We start from the raw sequence: 24,085 nt of genomic DNA, 5'->3' as shown, positions 1-24,085 counted from the left end.
TCTAAATTCCTCATTCTTCATTCCTCATTCTTCATTACACAAGAATGAATCTATCCCGCCGTCATCGCCTCACGTCCCACGTCGAGACCGGGGCCATGAACGACATCATGTTCTTCCTGATGTTGTTCTTCCTGATTGCCTCCACGCTGGTGAACCCCAACGTCATCAAGTTGCTGCTGCCCAACGCAAAATCGAGCAAGCAGGTGATGAAGCAGCCCATCACTATTTCAGTAGATGCGGCCGGGACCTATTTTGTGAATAAAAAGCCGGTGAATCCCGCGTCGGTAGAGCCGGAGCTGGTGGCGCTTATCGGCAACGTACCCACTACCGAGCAGCCCACTGTGGTGCTGCGGGTTGATAACTCGTTGAACGTTCAGAAGTTGGTTGACATTCTAGAAGTTGGCAACCGGCTTAAGCTCAAGATGGTGATGGCCACCCAGGCCCAGCAAGCAGCCGGCAAATAAGACCATTTGTTAGGCTTAGCGTATCATTCCCATGGCTATTGATTATCAGGAACCGCACCGCCGAGAAGGCCTAATTGGCACGCTGGTAGTGCACGGGTTGCTGTTGCTGCTGTTTATGTTCATGGTGTTCAAAGGTCCCAATCCGCCTTTGTCGGCAATTGGTGGCGACGGCGTTGAGTTGAACTACGGCCTCGACGAAGCCGGCTCGGGCGATGTGCAAACCATGGCCACGGCCAACAAATCGCTTAACCGCGTCGATAGTCGCCCGCCCATTGCCAGCCCAGACCCCACGCCACGGCCGCCTGTAGCGGCCGCCACGCCCAACCCTACGCCACCGTCACAGGAAAAAATTATCACCAGCGAGGCCGAAGAAAGCCCCGTTTCCGAAGCGCCCGTCGAAACACCCGCTCCGCCCAAGGAGGAAGTGAAAGCGACGCCTAAGCCCGCTCGGAAAGTTGCGGTAGCTTTTTCGCCCAAGGGCAGCGCCACTGGCGGCGGCAACGGTGAGAATGGCAGCAGCAACACGCCCACCGGCAACAACAACGGTGACCGCCCCGGCTCCGTGGGCGACCAGGGCGACCCCAACGGCTCACTCGACGCCAAAGCGCTGTACGGCGCGCCCGGCAGCGGTGGCAGCGGCAGCAGCCCTGGCAGCGGCGGTCTCGAAATGAGTGGCTGGCGCTTTGAAAGCACGCCCGTGGTTGAGGCCGTAGACGATAATTCCGGCGTGATTCGCTTCAAGATTAAAATCTCGGCTGATGGCGAAGTTCAGTCCGTGACCAAGGTTTCGGGCAACGTATCGGCCGCTCAGGAAAAGCTTTGCCGCGACAAGCTGCTCAACGCTAACTTCGTCAAGACAAATGGGGCACCAGGCGGCGCTACCGGCTTTTACACCTTTAAGATTGTGGTTAGGTAGCTTAACTCAAAAACACGTATCGCCCCGCCGTCTGCTGAGCAGGCGGCGGGGCTTTTTGCTTCTATACCACCCGTAGGGCGTTAATTTGTGACTTCCCAACGTGTTTTAACCCGCGAGTCCGTGACTTATTCCGAAACCCTGGCTTACCTCTACGACCAACTGCCCATGTTCCAGCGGGTGGGCACTGCCGGCTTCAAAAAAGGATTGGGCAACACGCTGGTGCTGGCCGAAGCGCTGGGGCACCCGGAGCAGCGGTTCCGAAGCGTGCATGTGGCGGGCACCAACGGGAAGGGCAGCAGTTCACATTTGTTGGCGGCGGTGCTGCAGGCCGCGGGCTATAAAGTGGGACTGTACACGTCGCCGCACCTGCGGGAATTCACGGAGCGCATTCGAGTAAATGGACAGGAACTGGCTCCGGAGTACCTGGTGCAGTGGGTAGAAAAGTGGCGTCCCCTTTTTGAGCAGGTGCAGCCCTCATTCTTTGAAATGTGCGTGGCGCTGGCTTTCGACTACTTCGCCGAGCAGCGGGTGGACATTGCGGTGGTAGAAGTTGGGTTGGGTGGCCGGTTCGATTCCACCAACATCATTACACCGCTCGTTTCGCTCATTACCAACATTAGCTTCGACCACCAGGCCCTGCTGGGCAACACCCTCGTTGAGATAGCCGGCGAAAAAGCCGGCATCATCAAGCCGGGGGTGCCGGTGGTGGTGAGCCAGACCCAGCCCGAAGTGGCCGAGGTGTTTAAGCGCGAAGCTGCGGCTAAGCTTGCCCACCTGGTGTTTGCGGACCAGATTTATCAGGCTTCGTTTACAGCCGAGCCTTCGGCCGAGACCGGGTTGCGCCCGGTGGCGGTTACCCAGCACGGGCGGCCGTATCTGCCCAATACCGAGCTAGGGCTGCCCGGCGATTATCAGCAATTTAACCTGCCCGGGGTGTTAGCTACGCTGGATGAGTTGCGTGCCCAGGGCTTCCATATTACCGAATCGGCGGTGCGTACCGGCTTGCGGCAGGTGGCACGCCTGACGGGCATGCGCGGGCGCTGGAGCATTATCGGCCGCCGGCCGCTGGTGGTGTGCGATACTGGCCACAACGCTGCGGGCCTGCAACTGGTGGTAGCCCAACTGCGGCGGCTTTCGTACCGGCAGCTGCACCTGGTCATCGGCACGGTTAACGATAAGGACGTAGCCGCCATGCTGGCTTTGCTGCCGGCGGATGGCATCTATTATTTTTGTGCGGCTAAGATTCCCCGGGCATTGCCTGCAGTGGAGTTGGTCCAGCAAGCGCTGGCTTTGGGTTTGGTGGGGCAGGCTTACGACTCTGTGACGGACGCCGTAGCCGCGGCCCGCACGGCGGCTGGGCCCGACGATGTCGTGTTCATCGGCGGCAGCACATTTGTGGTGGCCGAAGTTGAAGAACTATTTGCGATGGCCTAAACAGCTCAATCTCCTTTTTCCTTCATTTTTACAGATTATCGATTTGCCTCGCGTCAAACTGCACCGTTTCAACGACAACGCCACCCGTCCGGATATTATTGAGCCGGGAAAGCCCGAGTACGAGCAGCTTGGCGGCCGTTGGCGCACCGACTTTTTCCAGGCGCCCCATTCGCTTACCCTGGAAGTGGGGTGTGGCAAGGGCGAGTACACCGTGGGCTTGGCCCAGCGCCATCCGGACCGCAATTTTCTGGGCCTCGACATCAAAGGCGAGCGTATCTGGCGGGGCAGCACCCGCGCTTCTGAAATGGGCTTGACCAACGTGGGCTTCGTGCGCATGCGTGCCGAGGCCTTGGCAGCTCAATTCGGTGCGGGCGAGCTGGACGAAATTTGGATTACGTTTCCCGACCCGCGGCCTCGGGACCGCGACATCAAGCGCCGCCTCACGTCGCCGCGCTTCCTGGCACTCTACGAACAATTGTTAACTCCCGGTGGATTGCTGCACCTCAAGACTGATAATGAGGGGCTTTTCGAGTTTACACTTGAAACGCTGGCTACCCGGCCCGGGGCACGGGTAGAACGGTTCACGCGTGACTTATACGCCGAAACCGGCCCGGAATTCACCGAAGCGCAGGCCATCCAAACCAACTTTGAAGGCAAGTACCGGGCCGTAGGGGTGCCCATCAAGTACGTGCAGTTCCGGCTGACTTAGTCGTTTTCCAAAGCTTCGAAGACGGCTTCGAGCTGGTCGAAATCCCGCAGCCCCGGCTTTACTTCATCTCCCGACGGGAAAGAAAGGCCGGCTAACCGCAGGTGCGTGGCCAGGTAATGCGCCCGCTCGGGGTCGAGGCCAGGGCCTACCCAAAGCGGGCTCCGGTCGCTTGCCTGGCGCAACGTAACCAAGCTTTCCTCGGGAAATTCCTCGGGCAACTCGAGCACGAAGCCCACAGGAGCCGCGGAAAAACCCTCGAGCTGCGCGGCCGTCTCAAAGGTCAGCTCCACGTACACCGGCGGCGCAATTTCCGCCAGCTCAGCTGCCGTGCGGGGGCGGCGTAGTAGCACGGCGTCTAGCGCGCATTCCGCAGATATTGCATTGATTTCTGGCGCACTAAGTTCATCAAATTCACCTATTAGTTCAACTCCAGCAATCCAGCCAGTGAGCTCCTTTACGGTTTTAGTATCGAGGTGGCCGGGCAGGGCCGGGTCTAGAATAAAGGTGAGTTTGTCGGCGCCCATGCCGGCGCAGTAGCGGGCATCGGAGAGGTTGTTGATGCCGCGAATGAGGAGGGGAACGAGGTGGGGCACGGGAAACGAACGGTGAGGCGAAGAAGAATTCGGGCGCGGTGAAACGAAAGAAACCGGGCGCGCTTAGTGCCTGCAAAAGTAGAGCCTTGGGACTGGCTGGGCCGCACCGGGCTAGCGCTTGGCCGCTGTATCTTCGCCCCCATGAACTTAACTCGCCGCGCCCCGCTGTTGGCCCCGTCATTTCTGGCCGCTGATTTGGCCAACCTGCAAGCAGAAACCGAGCGACTGGCTACCAGCGCAGCCGACTGGCTGCACTTTGATGTGATGGACGGCCGCTTCGTGCCCAACATCTCCTTTGGCTTGCCGGTGCTGCAGGCCGTGGCCCGCTACGCCAAGCAGCCCCTGGACGTGCATTTGATGATAGAAGAGCCCCAGCATTACCTGGCGGCCTTCCGCGATGCCGGCGCGACCAACATCACGGTGCACTACGAAGCCTGCACCCACCTGCACCGCGTGGTGCAGCAGATTAAGCAGTTGGGCTGCAAAGCCGGCGTGGCCCTGAACCCGCACACGCCGGTGGCCCTGTTGGAAGACATTGCCACCGAGCTTGATGTGGTGCTCATTATGTCGGTAAACCCCGGCTTTGGGGGCCAAGCGTTTATTCCGAATACTCTCAAGAAGGTAGCCATGCTCAAGGAGCTGTTCATTGATACGGGCTCCGATGCGCTGATTGAGATTGACGGTGGTGTGAGCCTGGCCAACGCCGGCCCGCTTGTGCAAGCCGGTGCCGATGTGCTGGTGGCTGGGAATTTCGTATTTAGTGCCCCCGAAGGCCCAGTGGCCACGTTGGCTCGCATGCGCGACCACCTAGCTGGCCTGGAGCAGGATTCGGCCGACGAAGTGGTCAGCCAGAGGCAATAGCTGCCACCGCCGCACGTTAATTGAGCATCGTGAAACAACCCATTACGCCAGGACTGCCACCATTACGGGAGAAAGCCAACCGCCGCCTGGGCAAGGCGGTGGCGTGTGGCCTGGTGCTCATGCTGGTAGCGCCGGCGGGCGTCTTGGCTCAGAACCCGCTGCCTAGCCCGGCTCAGGCCCCGGCCGCGGGCTACGTCACGATAATCGGCACGTTGCGCGATGCCAACGGGCTGCCATTGGAGCTGGCCGCGGTAGGAGTAGAGGGCCAGCCCGGCGGCACCAATACCACGGCGGAAGGGGACTTTTCGCTGCAGGTACGCGTGCCCGCACCCGGCCAAAGCGCCATCTTGCTGGTGCGCCGCTTGGGCTACCTCCCGCTGCGGGTGACGCTGAAACTGCCGGCTGATGCGGGCGAACCCCTGCGCTTGACCATGCGCCTCGACGTACGCGCGCTGAGCGGCGTAAAAGTGACGGGCCGCTCCGACCAAGCCGATACCCGCGAGCAGGTGAGCATCACCCACATCAACCCGCGCACTGCGAAGGAAATCCCATCGGCCTTCGGCGATTTCAACGCCATTCTCAAAACCCTGCCCGGCGTTACTTCCAACAACGAGTTGAGCAGCACCTACAACGTGCGTGGCGGCAACTACGACGAAAACCTGGTGTACGTCAACGGATTCGAGATTTACCGGCCTTTTCTGGTTACCTCGGCGCAGCAGGAGGGCCTGAGCTTCATCAACCCCGATATGGTGAAGCAGGTGGAATTCAGCAGCGGGGGCTGGCAGCCTAAGTACGGCGACAAACTCGCCTCGGTGCTGAGCATAGATTACAAAACCCCGGAGAAGTTTGCCGCCTCGCTCACGGCAAGCCTGGTGGGCGGCGCGGCCCACACCGAAGCTCGATCGGCCAACGGCCGGGTGAGCTACCTGGCCGGGGTGCGTTACAAAAATGCACAGTACGTACTGCGTTCCCTCAAGCAGGCACAGGGCGGTTACAACCCCACGTTTTACGATGCGCAGGCGTTTGTAAATATTGGGCTGGGCAAGAAGGACGACATGCAGCGCACTACGCTAGGTCTGCTAGGTGTCGTAGCGCACAACGATTACCGCTTTTCGCCCGAAACCGGCCAGGCTACTTTCTCGACGGGTACCAACCAGTTTACGCGAGTGTTCATTGCCTACGACGGCCGCGAGCGGATGCAGTTTGACACCTACCAGAGTGGGTTTAATCTCAAGCACGACTTCTCGGCCAACCTGCAAATGGAGCTGCTGGGCTCGGCCCTGATTTCGCGCGAATTTGAATACCGCGACGTGGAAGCGGCCTATAGATTTGCTGACATCAACCGTGACCCGACCTCGCCCGATTTCAATCAGACCGTGCGGGAACGCAACATCGGTTCGCAGTTCAAGCACTCCCGCAACCACCTCACGGCTCAGATATACACTGCCGAAACCCGCGGCCGCTGGACGCCCACTAGCGCGCACACCGTGCGCTGGGGTGCCAAAATCGGCCGGGAAAAAATCGAGGATACCATCGACGAATACAGCTTTGCGGACTCGGCCGATTTTGTGCCCGATGCCCGCCGCCTGCGCCTGCGCTCCGATTTGAGCCTGCTCAGCACCCGCAGCCAGGGCTTTGTGCAGGACACCTGGTCGCTGGATTCGCTGCGCACGCTCACCTACGGCGCCCGCGCCCACTACTGGACCACCAACGGTCAGCTGGTCATCAGCCCGCGGGTGCAATACTCCCAAATCAGCCGCAGCCACCCCAATCGCTCGTTGAAGGCGGCGGTGGGCGTGTATTACCAGCCGCCCTTTTACCGCGAGCTGCGCGACCAGCAAACCATTCAGCTCGGCGTACAGCAGGCCTACCTCAACCCCGAGCTGCGGGCCCAGAAGTCTTACCACTTCATTGTAGGCAAGGAAATCAGCTTCCAGCAATTTGGCCGCCCCTTTAAGTTTTCGGCCGAAGCTTACTACAAGTACCTGACCGATGTGGTGCCCTACGATGTGGACAACGTGCGGCTGCGCTACTTCGCCAAAAACAATGCGAAGGCCTACGCCGCCGGCTTCGACACCCGGCTCAGCGGCGAATTTGTGAAAGGGGCCGAGTCGTGGTTTAGCCTGGGCGTGCTCACCACCCGCGAAGATGTGAACGGCGATTCCATCAGCTCCTTCGATGCCAACGGCAAAGAAATCAGCCGCCGGTCCAAAGGATTTATCCGGCGCCCGCAGGACCAGCGCCTGAATGTGGGCGTGTTTTTCCAGGACCACTTGCCCAACAACCCCTCAGTGCGCGGCTACGTGAACCTGGTGTTTGGCACGGGCCTGCCGTTCAGCCCGCCCAACCAGCCCGATTTGCGGGGTACCAATGCCTTAGAGCGCAGCTACAAGCGCGTCGATTTGGGCTTCTCCAAAGTTATTGGGCTAAAAAACACCGACGCTCCCAAAGCACATTTCTACAGCTTCGAAAGCCTGTGGCTGGGGTTGGAGATTCTCAACGTGCTCGCCGCTAACAATGTGGCCGGCTACAGCTACCTGCAGGATGTAAACGGCGTCACGTATTCAGTGCCCAGCTACCTCTCGCAGCGCCTGGTCAACTTGCGGCTCATTGCACGCTTCTAAGCTGCTTGCTTGGCTCAATAGGGCGAGTTGGAATAAGTCACTCGGGAAGAAAATCCTTCTAGCCGCTGGTGCGCGTGAGGTACTGCGCCGGATTTATTTCAGGCCCCGGCAAACCTTTCACCCCGGGAGCGGGTATGGACTGGCGAAACGAAACCCGCACCACCAGTATTGGCCGTTGAGGTTTCCGTTTTACCTTTGTGCCCAATGACCCAATTGGCTTTCCTGTTTAGCTTCGATGCAGCTGCCGCGCCGGCTTTGTGCCTGGCTGCCGGCTTTGTTGTAGCTGTAGGTGCCCACCATCGCCACCACCATCTGTGGGAGGCCGGGTTGTGCGCCGGGTGCTAAGCTAGCACCGGCCGCCCGCGCCTCCACCGCCGCGTCCCGGGGTGAGTTTGCGCCGGGCTTACTACTTCAATTTTCGGGAAATTTTGCTGCGGGCCACAGGTGCCGGCGTGCAATTGACATGTGCTCAGCATTGGGCCGTCCCGCCTTTTTTACCTTACATGCTACGATTAGCCATCCAAAAGTCCGGTCGCCTAAGCGAGGATTCCCTTGCCCTCATTCGCGAATGCGGCATCAACTTCATCAGCAGCTCCTATAAGCTAAAGACCGAAGCGACCAACTTCCCGCTCGAAATCCTGTTTTTGCGCGACGACGACATTCCCGGCTACGTGCAGGATGGTGTGGCCGATTTGGGCATTGTGGGCCAGAACGTGTTGGTAGAAGCCGGCTATCCAGAGCTGGAGGTGGAGGCGCTGGGCTTTAGCAAGTGCCGCCTGAGCCTGGCCGTGCCGCGTGCCGACGCCTATGCTTCGGTAGCTGCCCTGCAGGGCAAGAACATCGCCACCTCTTACCCCAACATTCTCGGCCGCTACCTGGCCGAGAACGGGGTGCAGTCGCACCTGCACACCATCAGCGGCTCGGTGGAAATTGCGCCCAGCATTGGGCTGGCCGAGGCCATTTGCGATATTGTGAGCAGCGGCTCCACTTTGCTCGGCAACGGCCTCCGCGAAGTTGAAACCGTATTCCGCTCCGAAGCCGTACTCATTGCCCAGCCCAACCTGTCGGTGGAACAAACGGAGCTACTCGAACAGTTGCGGTTCCGCATGCAGGCTGTGCGTCGGGCCAAGCGCAGCAAATACATTGTGCTCAACGCCCCCCTGACGGCCCTCGACGAAGTACGTCGGTTATTGCCCGGCATCAAGTCGCCCACCATTACGCCACTAGCCGAAGCCGGTTGGGTTTCGGTGCAGTCGGTGGTGCAGGAAGACGAATTCTGGCACATCACCAGCCAGCTCAAGGCCGTTGGGGCCGAGGGTATTTTGGTGTTGCCTATCGAAAAGATGATTGCCTAGCCCCACGCCATGCAAGTCTACTCTTATCCCGATTCCAGCCGCTGGGCCGCATTGCAACAGCGCCCCGCTGCGGCCGAAGCCCCCCAGGTGGCGGCCCGCGTGCGCGAAATTTTCGGCCAAGTGCGCGAGCGGGGCGATGCCGCCCTGCTGGCCCTAGCGGCCGAGCTTGATAAGGCGACGCTTCAGCACCTGATTGTATCCGAAGCTGAGTTTACGGCAGCCGTAGCTCAAGTGCCCGCGGCTTTGCAGGCCGCTATTCGCCAGGCCAAAACCAACATTGAAACCTTCCACACCGCCCAGCGCGAACCCGAGCTTCGGGTGGAAACGATGCCGGGTGTGGACTGCTCGCGGCGGGCTGTGCCCGTGCAGCGTGTGGGTCTGTACGTGCCGGGCGGTTCGGCGCCGCTGTTTAGCACGCTGCTCATGCTGGGCGTGCCGGCCCGACTGGCCGGCTGCCCCGAAGTGGTGGTGTGCACGCCGCCCCAGGCCGATGGCTCGGTGAGCCCGGTTATCCTTTTTGTGGCCCAATTGCTGGGAATTGATAAGGTGGTGAAAGTGGGCGGTGCCCAAGCCATTGCAGCCCTCGCGCTGGGCACCGCCAGTGTGCCGGCCGTGGATAAAATCTTTGGTCCCGGCAACCGCTACGTTACCGCGGCCAAGCAGCTGGCTGCCGCCGAATTCGGCGTGGCCATCGACATGCCTGCTGGCCCTTCCGAGGTACTCGTTATTGCCGATGCTAGCGCCAACCCTGCGTTTGTAGCTGCTGATTTGATGTCGCAAGCTGAGCACGGGCCCGATTCCCAAGTGGTGCTGCTTAGCGATTCAGAAGCCGTAATTGCGCAGGTTCAAGCCGAGTTGGAACAGCAGCTGGGCATGCTGCCCCGCCGCGACGTTGCGGCCCAGGCCCTGGCCAATAGCCGGGCCGTGTTGCTGCCGGATTCTGCCACGATGTTGGCATTCTCCAACCAATACGCGCCCGAGCATCTCATCCTGGCCACCGACAACGCCGATGCTTTGGCCGCGCAGGTAACCAATGCTGGCTCCGTTTTTCTGGGCCACTTGACGCCCGAAGCAGTGGGCGATTACGCGTCCGGCACCAACCACACTTTGCCTACCGGCGGCTATGCCCGCCAATACAGCGGGGTGTCACTCGATTCTTTTGTTAAAAAAATCACCTTCCAGCGGCTGTCGCCGGTTGGGCTGCAGTCTCTGGGCCCGGTGGTTGAAACCATGGCTGAAGCGGAAGGGCTCGCCGCGCACGCCCGGGCCGTAACGCTGCGCCTGGCAGCAATGGCCAGTTCTTCCCCAGTTGCTGCTGGCCCTCAGACGGATGCGGCCAATCCCTACGCCGGGCTTATCCGGCCCAGCGTCGAGCGCATGCAGCCGTATTCTTCGGCCCGTGATGAGTTTGAGGGCATGGCCCCGGTGATGCTGGATGCCAACGAAAACAGCCTGGGCTCTGTGGGCCCCGATGATTTCAGCCGGTACCCCGACCCGCACCAGCGTGCTATCAAGGCAGATTTGGCTCAATTGAAAGGTGTTTCGCCCGAAAATATTTTCCTCGGCAACGGTTCCGACGAAGCCATCGATTTGCTGGTGCGGCTCACCTGTACCCCCGGCCAGGATAGTATCGTGGTATGCCCGCCCACCTACGGCATGTACGAGGTGGCCGCCAACCTCAATGATGTGCGGGTAGAGCGGCTGCCGCTCACAGCCGATTTTCAGCTTCCCGCCAATGCAGCTCAGGTGTTAGCTGCCTCCAGCGCTAAGCTGGTCTTTTTGTGTTCGCCCAATAACCCCACCGGAAATTTGTTGGCCCAAGATGCCATTGAAGCCATTTTGCGCTCGTTCAAAGGGTTCGTTGTGGTCGATGAAGCATATGCCGACTTCGCCACGTCGCCCAGTTGGACCACGCGGCTAGCCGATTTTCCGCGTTTGGTGGTGCTGCAAACCTTCTCCAAAGCGTGGGGCCTGGCGGGCTTGCGCCTGGGTGTGGCCTATGGCTCGCCGGCCCTAATTGCCTACCTCAACAAAATCAAGCCGCCCTACAATATTTCCGCCGCTACCCAGCAGCATGCCTTGGCCGCATTGGCCGCTGCTCCCCAGCTGCCCGAAATGCAAGCCGAACTGCTGAACAGCCGCAGCTGGCTGGCCGAGCAGTTACCGCTGCTTCCCATCGTGGAGCACGTATTTCCTTCGGATGCCAACTTCCTGCTCGTGCGCTTCAACGTAGATGCCACCGCCGTATACGACCAACTCCGAGCCCGCGGCATCGTGGTTCGCAACCGCACGACTCAGCCCGGCTGTGCTGGCAGCTTACGCCTCACCGTTGGCACCACTGATGAAAATGCGCAGCTGCTGCAGGCACTCACCGAAATAGGTGCGGAGCTTCCCGCAGAAGTGGCCACCAACTGTTGAGCCGGAAGCCAAGTGCGGTAGCAAAGAGTATTTGATAACTGTTTACGAACTAAAGATTTGAAAAAGGCCCTTTTTATTGACCGCGACGGCACCATCCTCGTCGAGCCCCAGCCGAGCCAGCAAGTCGACAGCCTGGAAAAGTTTGCTTTCCTTCCGGGCTGTATTAGTGCATTGGCGCGCATTGCCCGCGACCTGCCCGAGTATGAACTCGTACTCGTTACGAATCAAGATGGCTTGGGCACAGATAGTTTTCCGGAAGACACATTTTGGCCCGCCCATCGGCTCATGCAGGAAATCCTGGCTGGAGAAGGCATTCACTTCGCTGCCGAACTCATTGACCGCAGTTTCCCGCAAGAAGGCCTGCCCACCCGCAAGCCCGGAACCGGGCTGATGGGCCGCTACCTTGACCCAGCCAACGAATACGACTTGGCCAATTCCTACGTCATCGGCGACCGCCTTACCGACGTGGAGCTTGCCGCCAACCTCGGCAGCCAAGCCATACTAATAGGAGAGGAGCCCGACGAGCGCGCCGCCCTCACCACTACCAGCTGGGATGCTATCTACCGTCACCTGCGTTATCCGTCCCGCACCGCAGTTATTGACCGAAACACCAACGAAACCCAAATCTCCGTTCGGCTGAACTTGGATGGCACCGGGCAAACAGACATTCACACCGGCCTGGGCTTTTTCGACCACATGCTGGAGCAGTTGGGCCGCCACAGCGGCGTCGACTTGTCCATATATGTAAAGGGTGACTTGCACATTGATGAGCATCACACCGTAGAGGATACCGCTCTTGCCTTAGGCACAGCCTTCTCTCAAGCGCTTGGCGACAAGCGCGGTTTGGCCCGCTACGGCTTTCTGCTGCCTATGGATGAGGCCTTGGCCCAGGCCGCGATTGACTTCTCGGGCCGCCCGTGGCTTGTTTGGAACGCTGAATTTCGCCGCGAGCGAGTAGGCGACCTGCCCACCGAGCTGTTCTTCCACTTCTTCAAGTCCTTTACCGACAATTCCCGGGCTACGCTGAACATCTCCTGCACTGGCGACAATGAGCATCATAAGATTGAAGCGATTTTCAAAGCAGTAGCTAAGGCCATCAAAATGGCCCTACAGCGGGATGAATCGGCCTCAATACCCAGCACCAAGGGCATACTGTAGGATATTGTATGATATGTACAAATGTGTAACAATTGATTTGCGTTGCGCTATTGCACAAATGGATTAACAAATCAGATTGATGGAAATTGCAGTTGTGGATTATAAGGGAGGAAACGTGCAGTCCGTGCTGTTTGCATTGGAGCGCCTGGGGGCCCAGCCCACGCTCACTTCCGACCCGGAAGTGTTGCGAAAGGCCGATAAAGTGCTTTTCCCTGGCGAAGGCGAGGCCTCTTCCGCAATGGAAGCCCTGCGTGCTGCCGGACTGGATAAAGTTTTGCCCACCCTTACTCAGCCCTTTTTAGGAATATGCCTGGGCATGCAGCTGCTGGGCCAGCACAGCGAAGAAAACGACACGCCCATGCTGGGCCTGTTGCCTTTCACGGTGCAACGCTTCGTGTCGGATGCGACACATAAAGTCCCTCACATGGGCTGGAATAATCTCCAGGCGTTGCAAGGGCCGCTTTTTGCGGGTCTAACCGATGCCGACCACGTTTACTTTGTGCACAGCTACTACGCCCCGGTGGGGGTGTATACCACGGCTCAATCGACGCATCCCGCACCTTTTAGCGCGGCGGTACAACACGGCAACTTTCACGGAGTGCAGTTTCACACCGAAAAGAGCGGCGCCGTCGGTACCCGCATCCTGGCCAACTTCCTGGACCTATAGTTTCCTCCCTTCAGCTCAATTCACAATAGAATCCCGTGGAAATTATTCCCGCCATCGACCTGATGAATGGCCAGTGTGTCCGCCTCAGCGCCGGAGACTTTGCCCGCCAAACTACCTACGACGCTGACCCTGTGGCCGTGGCCCAGCGTTTCGCTGATGCCGGTGTGCGCCGGCTGCATCTGGTAGACCTGGACGGCGCCCGTTCCGGCCATCCGGTCAACCTGGCCGTGCTGGAGGCCATTGCCCGGCATACGACTTTGGATATCGACGCTGGCGGTGGAATTCAGACCCACACATCCCTCACCCAAGTGTTTAACGCTGGCGCTTCTCATATCACTGCCGGTAGCCTTGCCGTGCGCGAGCAGGCCGCAGTAGAAGGTTGGCTGGAACTTTATGGAGCGGATAAAATCTTTTTGGGTGCCGATTTCAAGGGCGAGCATATTATGATAAATGCTTGGGCTGAGCAAAGCCCCTGGACCTTGGCGGCCTTCATTGAATCGTACTTGGCGGCGGGGGGCAGCACATTCATTTGTACCGATGTAAGCAAAGACGGCCTGCTGCAAGGGCCCTCGCTGGCTACTTATAAGGCATTGGTGGTGCAGTATCCGGATGCCCGCTTCATTGCCAGTGGTGGGGTCACTACCGTTGCCGATTTAGAAGCCCTCAGTGATGCAGGCATGCACGGAGCCATTATCGGCAAGGCCCTGTATGAAGGGACCATTTCCTTGCCGGATTTGCAGCCGTTCTTATAGAATCACCCAAAGTGGCCGATAGCTCAATTTATCGGCCTCGCAATTCATTTTCCATTAAACTTTAAATCCGTGGTCAAGAAAAGACTTATCCCTTGCCTCGATGTACGTGATGGCCGTACCGTGAAGGGCATCCAGTTTGAAGGACTGCGCGATGCTGGCGACCCGGTGGCTTTGGCTGCCCGGTACGCCCGCGAGGGGGCCGATGAACTGGTGTTCCTTGATATCACGGCCACGAACCAACGCCGGAAACCGCTTACGGAGCTGGTTCGCGACGTGGCACGGGTGCTTGATATACCGTTCACCGTAGGAGGTGGAATTGGCAGCGTTGGCGATGTAGAAGCCTTGCTGCTAAGCGGAGCCGATAAGGTTTCCATCAATTCGGCCGCCTTGGCCCGGCCGGAATTTATTGCGGACCTGGCCCGTCGGTTTGGCTCCCAGTGTGTGGTAGTGGCGGTGGATGCCCGGTTGGTGAACGGAGAGTGGCAGGTAATGACACGCGCCGGTACGGTGGCCACTGGGCGCGAAGCCGTGGCGTGGTGCCGCGAAGCCGCAGATTTGGGTGCCGGTGAACTGTTGCTCACTTCCATGAGCCACGATGGTACCAAATCCGGGTTTGCACTCGACCTGACCCGGGCGGTTAGTGATGCCGTGCCCGTCCCGGTTATTGCATCAGGTGGAGCTGGTCAGCCTTCCGACTTTACCGACGTTTTTAATGCTGGTGGAGCCGACGCGGCTTTAGCCGCTAGCATTTTCCATTTTAACGAAACTGCCCTGCCTGCTCTGAAGCACTACTTGCATAACGCAGGTATTCCCGTTAGGCTTTAGATTTCACATTTGTGCATTTTCGGGTGTAGCAATTGAGCTAACTTCCGACGCTTCCCTTTTTCCTTTATCCAATGAGTGCTGCATTTTCTCACCCCGCAACCGTGCGGTTTGACCCCGCTACTGGTTTGTTGCCCGCCATTGTGCAGGATGCTGATACCGGCCAGGTGCTCATGCTCGGTTATATGAACGAGGAAGCCTGGGCCAAAACTCAGCAGGACGGGCGGGTGACCTTCTTTTCCCGTTCAAAAAACCGTTTGTGGGTTAAAGGGGAAAGCAGCGGCAACTTCCTTACCGTTGTCAGCCTGCACGTCGATTGTGACGCAGATACGGTGCTTATCCGGGCTATTCCCGCCGGCCCGACCTGCCACAGAGGCACCGTGAGCTGCTTTGAGCAGCCGGAGCAAACGTTGGCGCCAGCAGCACCCATTGGCTTTCTGGCAGGCCTGGAACGGCTAATTGTGGAAAGGCATAAGTTCCCCGAGCGTGCACCTACTTCTTATACGGTGTCCCTGTTTAATAAGGGAATTGCTAAAATCGCTCAAAAAGTAGGAGAGGAGGCTGTTGAAACGGTTATTGATGCTGTAGGCGGCAACCGTGAAACCCTTCCCAGCGAAGTGGCAGATTTGCTGTATCACTTATTGGTATTGTTAGTTGCCTCGGGTGTGCCGATGGCAGAAGTTATTAGTGTGTTACAGGAGAGACATCGTTTGCCGAACACCCGCCACCTTACAGAAGGTTAAGTATTAAAGGCTAAAACAAAACGGCGGCTAAAAACTCATTTTATCGAGTTGTAGCCGCCGTTTTGTTTGAACTCAATACCTGCGTTACTATGCCTTCAATTGTCTTCTGATTTTCTCCAGAAGTGCAATAGCAATGGTAATATCTTCTTCCTCAGTGATTGATAGCGAGGTGTTAATGCCAGGGCCACTGACCTGAATTTGGTAACCACTATTGGTTCCTTGAAGACTTTGCATAGGAATTGCAGCTACTTGATTCGTTACTTGTTGAGCTTGCGGCTCCGTCATGGGTATACTCGTATCTTCAGAGGTTGCTCGGGTAGTTGCTGCTGGTGATGGTTCGGCGGGTCTTGCCGGTTGAGAAGTTCCCGTAAAACCAAATAAACTGGCAATTGCATCCTGGCCTCCTGATTTTTGGGTGGGGGTAACTACAGGTCTAGCAGTGGGCATTATATCTACTAAGGGCTTTACAGACTCGAATTCGTCATCAAAAAAAGGCTCGCTATGTGCATGGTTTGATTCTGCCGTTTCAGGTTGCTGGGATGGATAGCTGTCGTTTTGGTTAGAATGCTCGCCTCTGAAGGAATTGACGATAGGTTGTGGGCTCGCTAACTCACGTCGTGGAGCCTGTTGGGCTGCAAGCGCGTCTATATCAGCAATCATATTCCGCTCATCCAGTAGGCCCACCATTCTGCAGCCTTCAACGAAGGCCTTTGCAACGCCCTGAGCATTGATTTCTTCCACCCCAAACTCGCGGATGAGCATGACGTCAAGCATTTGAATAGGAAGCTCCCTTGAGCGAAATTTTCTACACAACTGAGTGAAGAGTGGTGGTGTTAGGAATGCCTCTCGGTGAAAAAGCAGCTCTTCCTGCTTATCGTAAGCATGCTTAATTCGCTTAAATAGCGTTGTTGTTGTAAGCAAGTCTCGTTTGCTTGTTAACAGCCCAAACTTCACTGCTGAGCCGATTATGGCTTTGAATGAGCCACTTACTTTACGGTTAAGCTTACGTGCTGCAGTTTCAATAGCACATTTTCCGCCAGTATCGTCGGTTACCTCCGCTAGTTCCCAGGCTCCAGCATAGGTAGTTCTTGGGTAGTCTATAAGTTTTGGCATTAGTATTCGTCCTTGGGTCTTGTTAGGGTTTGCAAGTATAACGTTAAGGTTGAGATTAGGATAAGGTTAAATTTCAAAAGTATAAAAAAGTTTTAAAAATGTGGGATTTTTGTACTTAATTATACTCTATGTTTGGTATTTATGTATGTGCTCTGTCAGCAATAGGAGGGAATTAGACGACGCCAGTTAAATACTTGGTTTTGTACTGATATGTTTAAGTTTCATTTGTAAACTTAAGCAACTATAGTTTTTAGGTTTCTTCAGTAATAAAGTTTGAGTTCTAAAAAATGCATTACTCGATGTCCAATAATAGGGTAGGAGCATAAACCGCTAACACCATTGCTTCCGATAAAAGTATACAAAAGTATAAAAAATTCTACTGGTTTGTACTTTTTTGTATCATCTAAAAAGAAATCTTGACAAGACACAGAAAGTTTTAGCATAGCCCAAGATTATTGCCCAGTGATGTAATAAATTGAAATCTATGTTCTCTTATACATAAATCATTTACTACCAAATACGCTCTCAAAAACTGAGATATGACACCGCGTCAGCATAATTGCTTATAATTATACTAATCATATAATAGCAACTAATAATGAAGCGCATTTTTGAGATGGCCACCAACGACTGGACATCAAACATCTTTATAAGAAGCAGCTTTTATTCACAGCACTTATAATATTGAACCCAACAACTACAACTCAAACGTTAGAAACTCCGCCATAAAAAAAGGGTAGCAAACATATAGCTTACAAAAACTCGTTTGCATGACAATACCAAAACTAGCCGTGCTAAAATACTTACTCAACAATTTCTTAAAGATGGTTCACAGTTAACTTAATCTACAGGTATAGTTAACATCAAATAGACGCCTCATAGACGTCTTAAATCATCTGACTAGTAAGCTTTTCACTAGACTGGATAAAGTGGCTTGATAAATAACACCACTAGTTGTCTTATAATTTATATTATGTTAAATTGATTTCCGCAAATCATGGTGAAACCGCAAAAAAAGGCCCGCCCACACTGTGGACGGGCCCTCCTCTTATCAAACTAAAAGCTTATTTTCCAAGGGACTTGAGCTTCGCGTTGAGTCTTTCAGAGTCAGCAGTACGACCTAAGCGGAAATACACTTTCTGAAGCGACGAGAGTGTGTTGCGGTCATTGGGCTGCAACTGCAAAGCCTTTTCAAAATACGGAACCGAAGCCTCAAAATACTTCTTACCTTCGGCTTCGTATTTCTTACCAGACGTCTGATAGGTTTTCAGGTCCATTTTGCTTGCCCTGGTGTAAGCGTCGGCAGCACGGTTATAATTGTAGACGCCGAGGTTGAACTGAGCATCAAAATTATTAGGGTCCAGCTCAACGGCTTTCTTATAATCGGCCAAGGCCAGGTCTGTTTTTTTCTGCTGGTCGTACATCGAACCACGCACCGCATACAGATTCGAATTGCTTGGGTCGGCGACAATGGCTTTATTGATTTTACCCAAAGCATCCTCGCCCTTGCCGCTGGCCAACGACATGTTCAGGTCTTCGAGCATGAAGGCCTTGTTGGTGGGATAAGCTGCCAAGGCTTGTTGTAGAACCTTAGCAGCTTCAGCATTGTCGCCTTGCTGTTTAGCCAATTGCAGCAAACGAGCATACACGTTCACCGATTTATAATTCATGCCAAGCAGCTGGTTGTAGCTAGCTTTTGCACCGGCCAAATCCTGCTTTGCTTCCGACGCATAAGCCGAATACAGCACTGCTGTGGTATCCTGGGGCTTAATTTGGGAAGCCAGCTTGTAATTGGCAATGGCTTTGTCATACTCCTTGGCATTGTAATTAGCCACGGCATCGTTGAACGCACGGCCATACAAATTGTCCATTCGCGTTACCGCCTGCTTGCCAAACTCACCGGTTTTGGTGTCCAGCTCAATGGTTTTGGCATACGACTCGTAGGCTTTCTGCAGTCCCTCACCAGGCTGGAGCTGCTTGCTGTAGATGGGGCTTTCCATCATAGCCTGGTAGATTTCGCCGCGCGTAAACCATGTCTTGCCTTTGGTGCTGGTTTTTTCATTCACAATGGCCTTATCAATATCAGCGCGGGCCTTATCGAGCAGGCCGGTGCGCTGGTTCAGGATGGCATTGGTCACTGCCGAATTTTGGGCCGACGCAAGCGAAGGCAAACCAGCTGCTAGCACGGTGGCCGCGGCAAACGTCAAAAAAGTCTTCTTCATAAAATCGGGAATGTGCCGTGGGTGTGTTAATTAAGCAGGTTGATTCCGGTTATAACTAACACATTTTGAGCGGAAAGGATGAAAAATAGATGAGCAAAAAAGTGTTTACTGATGCAATTATAACGGTAGTATTGCATTCAGTATGCCAAAAATAAACGGGGCGACCCATTGGACCGCCCCGCTCCTCTTCAGCAATTATGCCAAATCTTCGGCATCGGGTTCTTCATCGGCGGTATTGTCATCAAGCTCGATGTCAAGCACGCCAACGGTAATAACTCCACTGCTGGATTCGGCCAACTCTTCCGAGCTATCTACTACTACCAACGTAGCTTCCGTCTCGGATTCATCTTTCTCTTCAGCCGCTACTTTAGCCACCGATGAAATCTCGTCGTTGCTGCCAATCTTTATCAGCCGCACGCCCTGAGTGGCCCGACCGATAGTCCGCAGGTCGCTCATGCGCAAGCGAATTGTGATACCCGACTTGTTAATAATCATCAAGTCGTCGGTATCATTTACGTCTTTGATGGCTACCAAATTTCCGGTCTTTTCCGTCAGTTTCATGGCGCGTACGCCTTTACCACCACGGTTGGTCACACGGTATTCGTCCAGCGGGCTGCGCTTGCCATAGCCATTCTCACTCACCACAAGCAGTTCCTGCGTGGGGTCGGCGAGGCAGACCATGCCCACCACCCGGTCGCCGGGAGTATCGGACAAGCTGATACCGCGCACACCCGCCGCCGAACGGCCCATGGAGCGCACCTTGGATTCGTTGAAGCGAACAGCACGGCCGAAACGCGAAGCCAATACCACTTCCGAGTTCGGAGCCAGCAGCTGCACGTCCAGAATCCGGTCGCCATCGTTGATGGTGATGGCGTTGATGCCCGCGGTGCGAGGACGCGAGTAAGCCTCCAGGGGAGTTTTCTTCACGGTGCCTTGCTCGGTGCAGAACATCAGGTAAGTGTTCTCCAGGTAGTCCGGGTCCTTCAGGCCGCGCACGTTGAGTACGGAGCGAACCTTGTCTTCGCGGGGAATTTCGATGAGGTTCTGAATGGGCAAGCCTTTGGTGGCCTTCCCTCCTTCCGGCACTTCGTACACCTTGAGCCAGAATACGCGGCCAAGCTCCGTGAAGAACAGCAGGTATTCGTGCGTCGTCGCAACAAAAAGGTGCTCGGTGAAGTCGTCTTTCTTGGAAACAGCCCCACGCGAACCGGCGCCACCGCGGCCCTGGGCCCGGTACTCGTCGAGGTTGGTGCGCTTAATGTACCCCTCGCGGCTGATGGTAATCACCATAGCCTCGTCGGCAATCATGTCTTCCGTCGAGAAGTCGCCGCCTACGTAGTTGATTTCCGTGCGACGGGCATCGCCGTACCGCTCGCGGATATCTTCCAGCTCCGTTTTGATGATGCCACGCTGCAACACATCCGACGCCAATACAGCGTTCAGGTGGTCAATCAGGCGCATCAGGTCCTCATATTCAGCCACGATTTTGTCGCGCTCCAGGCCAGTGAGGCGCTGCAGGCGCATGTCCAGAATGGCGCGGGCCTGTACTTCACTCAGCGCAAAGCGCGAAATGAGCTGTCCACGGGCCACTTCCGGGTCACGCGAGCCGCGAATCAAGGCAATTACCTCATCGAGGTGGTCGAGCGCAATCAGCAAGCCCTCCAGGATGTGGGCACGCTTCTGGGCTTCGGCCAGCTCGTATTTCGTGCGGCGGATGATGACCTCGGCGCGGTGCTCTACAAAGTATTGAATGAGCTGCTGCAGGTTCAGCGTCATCGGGCGGCCTTTTACCAGGCACACGTTGTTGACGCCGAAGGAGCTTTGCAGTTGGGTGTACTTATAGAGGTTGTTGAGCACCACGCTGGGCATGGCGTCGCGCTTCAGGTCGTACACAATGCGCATGCCGTCGCGGTCCGACTCATCACGCATGTCCGAAATGCCCTCAATCTTCTTGTCGTTGATGAGCGCGGCGGTCTTCTCAATCATCGACGCCTTGTTCACCATGTAGGGAATTTCGGTGACGATGATTTGCTCCTTGCCGGTCTTGCTGGTTTCGAAAGTGGCCTTGGCCCGCATCACCACGCGGCCGCGGCCGGTGTGGAATGCTTGCTTCACGCCCTCGTAGCCATAAATGATGCCGCCGGTGGGGAAGTCTGGCGCCGTCACGTACTGCATCAGTTCATCCACCGTGATGTCCGGGTTGTCGAGGTAGGCAATGATGCCGTTCACAACCTCCGTCATGTTGTGGGGAGCCATGTTGGTGGCCATGCCCACGGCAATGCCCGACGTGCCGTTCACCAGCAGGTTTGGGAATTTGGCCGGCATCACGCTGGGCTCCTCCAACGAGTCGTCAAAGTTGGGCTGAAAGTCAACGGTGTCCTTGTCCAGGTCGTTGAGCATTTCGTCGGCCAGGCGCTTGAGGCGGGCCTCCGTGTAACGCATGGCAGCCGGCGAGTCGCCGTCGACCGAGCCGAAGTTACCCTGGCCGTCCACCAGCGGGTAGCGCAGGCTCCAGTCCTGGGCCATGCGCACCATGGTGTCGTACACCGACGTATCGCCGTGCGGGTGGTATTTACCCAACACCTCGCCCACGATACGGGCTGATTTTTTGTAGGATTTATTGTAGCCCACACCCAGCTCGCTCATGCCATAAAGCACGCGCCGGTGCACGGGCTTCAGGCCGTCACGAACATCGGGCAGGGCCCGGGAGATGATGACCGACATCGAATAGTCGATGTACGCGCCCCGCATCTCGTCTTCGATGTTTATCGAAATGATTTTTTCGCCTTCCGCCATTTAGGGGGTTGATAGGCGGCTCAAGAAACCCCGAATTAGAGTGATTTAAGCCGCAGGGTGAATGGTTCTTTATATGCGTGCGAAGTTACAACAAAAAGGCCGTAACGACAAGCGCCACGGCCTTTTTAGGGCATCTTTTGCTGAGGTTCAAAGCGGTGTGTAAACCGAGTTTACAGCCTTAATAAACATTAACAAAGCACTATACTTTAGCCCCTATTTGAGCGTCTTGCTCTTATCGTTGTCGTGGGTGCCAGACTTGGGGTTATAAGTCTTGATTTTTTCGCCAATCGCCGGGTTCTGTTTTTTGAACCAGGGCTGGCCGTGATACTTTGTGCCACTGTGCAAATGCACCTTGCGCACGTGGCAGGATTCTATGGGGCAGGTACGGCAGCTGGCCACTGCCAACAGCAGCAGGCAAGGCACCAAACGGAGGAGCAATTTCATAAGACAAAGGTAGCGGATACGGGTACCGACGAGCATCACATAAACGTCGGGCCCTCCCCTTTTAGTCGATTCCGTCCCACTCGGCCAAGAATCGGGCCACGTAGGTTTCCATGAAAGCGTGCCGTTCCTGGGCCACCTGGCGGGCGGCATCAGTGCTAAGCCGGTCTTTGAGGTGCAGCAGCTTTTCGTAAAAGTGGTTGAGCGTAGGCGCCGAGTTCTTTTGGTAGCTGGCGAAGCTGTCGTGCGCCACTGGCGCCACGGCCGGGTCATGGAGGGGGCGGCCTTTGTGCCCACCATAGGCGAAGGCCCGGGCTATACCAATGGCCCCAATGGCATCGAGCCGGTCGGCATCCTGCACCAGCGCGGCTTCAATGGAAGAAACCGGCGTGGCAACCCCCAATCCCTTGAAAGACACCTCCCGGATAACGGTTTCAACCCGCGCAATCAAGGCTTCTGGGGATTGCTGGCTGCGCAGCCATTCACGGGCAGCGCGCGGCCCGGCTTCGTAGTCGCCATCGTGGAACTTCCAGTCGGCAATGTCGTGCAGCAGCGCGGCCAGTTCCGTTACCTCGTGGTCGGCTTCGGGAGCGGCCGTGGCCAGACGGCGGGCCATCAGCCACACCCGGCGGATGTGCGCCCAATCATGCCCACTGCCCTCATCGGCAAACTTCTGTTCGATAAACTGGGCGGTTGCGGCTATTATATCCAAAAGATAAAAAGTTGAGCTAAACTGAAAAACCTAAGCCTCGCGGACTACTCCCCGGGCAAACAAAAGTAACAGCCTGTACGCGGGCCAGAGTTAGCTCAACAGCTGCAATCACTCAATTACCGGCGCGCGCTCAAAGGGCTTATCGCGGTCAAACAAGTAGCGGTAAGTGGCGTGAGTGCGCCAGATGCGGCCATTTATGGTTTCGGCAATGCGCATCATTTTGGGGTTGAAGTCCCCTATCCAGTTCATCACGAAGTCCTCGTAGTTGACCTTGGTAGTGTCCTGCACCATTTTGGAAACAGCTAATACAAAAGCCATTTCCAGTCCTTTGCGCTGGTGCTCGGGCACTATGCCAAAGGCAATACCGGTAAGGGTACGAACCGCACCCCGCCACCGGTACCAGGCAAATTTGAGCTTCCCGAGCCAGTTCAAATTGCCATTGACATACTTGAAAAGCTCGTTAAGCTCCGGCAAGGAGATGAAGAAACCCACGACCTCACCCCGGTAATAGCCAAACCAGCATACCCGCTCGTCGATAATCGGGCGCAGCTTTTTCATGATGTGAGCCGACTGCTCGGGGCTCATCTCCTTCACCCCGTCGTGCTTTACCCACGCTTTGTTATACACCTGCCGAAAATCCTCGGCATACTTAGCCAGGTTGTTGAGCCGCAGGTGCTCGAAGCTGTATTCGGAGTTGGTAAACAGCGCAGCGGCTTTCTCTTGGTATTCCGGCGAAATCGGGTCGGCTACTTTGCGGAAATACGTGTACTGATTGAAGTAGAGCTCAAAACCGTACGTTTCCAGCAGGCGTTGGTAGTAGGGCGGATTGTAGTTCTGGCAATATAGCGGCGGGCCGAAGTTGTCCAGCAGCAGGCCCCACCACTGGTCCCGGTCGCCGAAATTAATGGGCCCATCCATGGCTTCCATTCCCCTATCTGTCAACCAGGCTCGGCAGCCATCGAGTAGCATATTGGCGGCTTCCTGGCTATTGATGCACTCAAAAAAACCCATGCCTCCGGTGGGTTGGGCAAAAGTGTTTGCTGTCCGCTCATTCACAAAAGCCGCCACCCGGCCCAAGGTCTGGCCGGACTCGTTTACCACCAGCCACCGGGCCAGGTCGCCGTGAGTGAAGTATTTGTTCTTGTTCCGGTCAAATATCCCTTTGATATCCTGGTTTAGTGGCCGCACATAATTGGGGTCGCCAGCGTATAGGCGTACAGGGAAGCGTAGAAATTCCTGGGCCTGAGCCGGTGACACCACTTCCAACAAACGCATACTTAGACAG

The 24,085-nt window shown here is 56.2% G+C and carries 20 protein-coding genes; 13 read left to right on the top strand and 7 right to left on the bottom strand.

What is annotated here, in order from left to right; all coding sequences use genetic code 11:
• Nucleotides 1-44 precede the first annotated feature (44 nt).
• From LJ738_RS07835 to trmB, 4 genes are all read left to right on the top strand, one after another.
• Nucleotides 45-464 (top strand): ExbD/TolR family protein, encoded by a 420-nt coding sequence (locus LJ738_RS07835; RefSeq protein ID WP_227785781.1) that lies wholly within the window; start codon nucleotides 45-47, stop codon nucleotides 462-464.
• Between the two features lie 31 nt (nucleotides 465-495).
• Nucleotides 496-1,380, top strand: coding sequence for a hypothetical protein (locus tag LJ738_RS07830; RefSeq protein ID WP_227785780.1), 885 nt, complete (start codon nucleotides 496-498; stop codon nucleotides 1,378-1,380).
• 120 nt (nucleotides 1,381-1,500) lie between these two features.
• The gene (locus LJ738_RS07825; protein ID WP_227785779.1) at nucleotides 1,501-2,814 is read left to right on the top strand and encodes a bifunctional folylpolyglutamate synthase/dihydrofolate synthase; all 1,314 of its coding nucleotides are present in this window, start codon (nucleotides 1,501-1,503) and stop codon (nucleotides 2,812-2,814) included.
• Nucleotides 2,815-2,857: 43 nt separating this feature from the next.
• Nucleotides 2,858-3,523, top strand: a complete 666-nt coding sequence (gene trmB / locus LJ738_RS07820) for a tRNA (guanosine(46)-N7)-methyltransferase TrmB (RefSeq protein WP_227785778.1) — start codon at nucleotides 2,858-2,860, stop codon at nucleotides 3,521-3,523.
• Here trmB and LJ738_RS07815 read toward each other — a convergent pair.
• A complete protein-coding gene (locus LJ738_RS07815) occupies nucleotides 3,520-4,116 on the bottom strand; it encodes a beta/alpha barrel domain-containing protein (protein WP_227785777.1) in 597 nt (198 codons plus the stop codon). The genes trmB and LJ738_RS07815 overlap by 4 nt on opposite strands.
• A 141-nt stretch (nucleotides 4,117-4,257) precedes the next feature.
• Between LJ738_RS07815 and rpe the strand changes: the two genes are divergently transcribed.
• The 9 genes from rpe to hisIE all read left to right on the top strand — a co-directional run bounded on the left by rpe (nucleotide 4,258) and on the right by hisIE (nucleotide 15,516).
• Nucleotides 4,258-4,977 (top strand): ribulose-phosphate 3-epimerase, encoded by a 720-nt coding sequence (gene rpe / locus LJ738_RS07810; protein ID WP_227785776.1) that lies wholly within the window; start codon nucleotides 4,258-4,260, stop codon nucleotides 4,975-4,977.
• A 29-nt stretch (nucleotides 4,978-5,006) separates the two neighbouring features.
• Nucleotides 5,007-7,601 (top strand): TonB-dependent receptor, encoded by a 2,595-nt coding sequence (locus LJ738_RS07805; protein WP_227785775.1) that lies wholly within the window; start codon nucleotides 5,007-5,009, stop codon nucleotides 7,599-7,601.
• Nucleotides 7,602-8,104: 503 nt separating this feature from the next.
• Nucleotides 8,105-8,956, top strand: a complete 852-nt coding sequence (hisG, locus tag LJ738_RS07800) for an ATP phosphoribosyltransferase (RefSeq protein WP_227785774.1) — start codon at nucleotides 8,105-8,107, stop codon at nucleotides 8,954-8,956.
• A 9-nt stretch (nucleotides 8,957-8,965) separates the two neighbouring features.
• Entirely contained in the window at nucleotides 8,966-11,374 is a 2,409-nt protein-coding gene (gene hisD / locus LJ738_RS21455) for a histidinol dehydrogenase (RefSeq protein ID WP_317206787.1), read from the top strand.
• Between the two features lie 57 nt (nucleotides 11,375-11,431).
• Nucleotides 11,432-12,532 carry a bifunctional histidinol-phosphatase/imidazoleglycerol-phosphate dehydratase HisB gene (gene hisB, locus LJ738_RS07785; RefSeq protein ID WP_227785773.1) on the top strand — a complete coding sequence of 367 codons (1,101 nt, stop codon included), beginning with the start codon at nucleotides 11,432-11,434 and terminating at the stop codon, nucleotides 12,530-12,532.
• Between the two features lie 79 nt (nucleotides 12,533-12,611).
• Nucleotides 12,612-13,199: an imidazole glycerol phosphate synthase subunit HisH gene (hisH, locus tag LJ738_RS07780; protein ID WP_227785772.1), complete on the top strand. Its 588-nt coding sequence runs from the start codon at nucleotides 12,612-12,614 to the stop codon at nucleotides 13,197-13,199.
• A gap of 35 nt (nucleotides 13,200-13,234) precedes the next feature.
• A complete protein-coding gene (locus LJ738_RS07775; RefSeq protein ID WP_227785771.1) occupies nucleotides 13,235-13,951 on the top strand; it encodes a 1-(5-phosphoribosyl)-5-[(5-phosphoribosylamino)methylideneamino]imidazole-4-carboxamide isomerase in 717 nt (238 codons plus the stop codon).
• 69 nt (nucleotides 13,952-14,020) lie between these two features.
• Nucleotides 14,021-14,776 (top strand): imidazole glycerol phosphate synthase subunit HisF, encoded by a 756-nt coding sequence (hisF, locus tag LJ738_RS07770; RefSeq protein ID WP_227785770.1) that lies wholly within the window; start codon nucleotides 14,021-14,023, stop codon nucleotides 14,774-14,776.
• A 71-nt stretch (nucleotides 14,777-14,847) separates the two neighbouring features.
• A complete protein-coding gene (gene hisIE / locus LJ738_RS07765) occupies nucleotides 14,848-15,516 on the top strand; it encodes a bifunctional phosphoribosyl-AMP cyclohydrolase/phosphoribosyl-ATP diphosphatase HisIE (protein WP_227785769.1) in 669 nt (222 codons plus the stop codon).
• 87 nt (nucleotides 15,517-15,603) lie between these two features.
• Here the strand turns inward: hisIE and LJ738_RS07760 are convergent, their stop codons facing one another.
• From LJ738_RS07760 to LJ738_RS07735, 6 genes are all read right to left on the bottom strand, one after another.
• Entirely contained in the window at nucleotides 15,604-16,629 is a 1,026-nt protein-coding gene (locus tag LJ738_RS07760) for a hypothetical protein (protein WP_227785768.1), read from the bottom strand.
• A 1,064-nt stretch (nucleotides 16,630-17,693) separates the two neighbouring features.
• A complete protein-coding gene (locus LJ738_RS07755) occupies nucleotides 17,694-18,851 on the bottom strand; it encodes a tetratricopeptide repeat protein (protein ID WP_227785767.1) in 1,158 nt (385 codons plus the stop codon).
• A 195-nt stretch (nucleotides 18,852-19,046) separates the two neighbouring features.
• Nucleotides 19,047-21,647, bottom strand: a complete 2,601-nt coding sequence (gyrA, locus tag LJ738_RS07750; protein WP_227785766.1) for a DNA gyrase subunit A — start codon at nucleotides 21,645-21,647, stop codon at nucleotides 19,047-19,049.
• A gap of 213 nt (nucleotides 21,648-21,860) precedes the next feature.
• Nucleotides 21,861-22,091 (bottom strand): hypothetical protein, encoded by a 231-nt coding sequence (locus tag LJ738_RS07745; RefSeq protein ID WP_227785765.1) that lies wholly within the window; start codon nucleotides 22,089-22,091, stop codon nucleotides 21,861-21,863.
• Nucleotides 22,092-22,152: 61 nt separating this feature from the next.
• On the bottom strand, nucleotides 22,153-22,800 hold the full coding sequence (locus LJ738_RS07740; protein ID WP_227785764.1) for an HD domain-containing protein: 648 nt from the start codon (nucleotides 22,798-22,800) through the stop codon (nucleotides 22,153-22,155).
• Between the two features lie 108 nt (nucleotides 22,801-22,908).
• Nucleotides 22,909-24,075, bottom strand: coding sequence for a hypothetical protein (locus LJ738_RS07735; RefSeq protein WP_227785763.1), 1,167 nt, complete (start codon nucleotides 24,073-24,075; stop codon nucleotides 22,909-22,911).
• Between the last annotated feature and the right edge of the window lie 10 nt (nucleotides 24,076-24,085).

It is taken from the genome of Hymenobacter plasmatis, from assembly GCF_020711255.1.
Classification (GTDB): Bacteria; Bacteroidota; Bacteroidia; order Cytophagales; family Hymenobacteraceae; genus Hymenobacter.
This window is presented reverse-complemented; position numbering and strand designations above follow the sequence as displayed.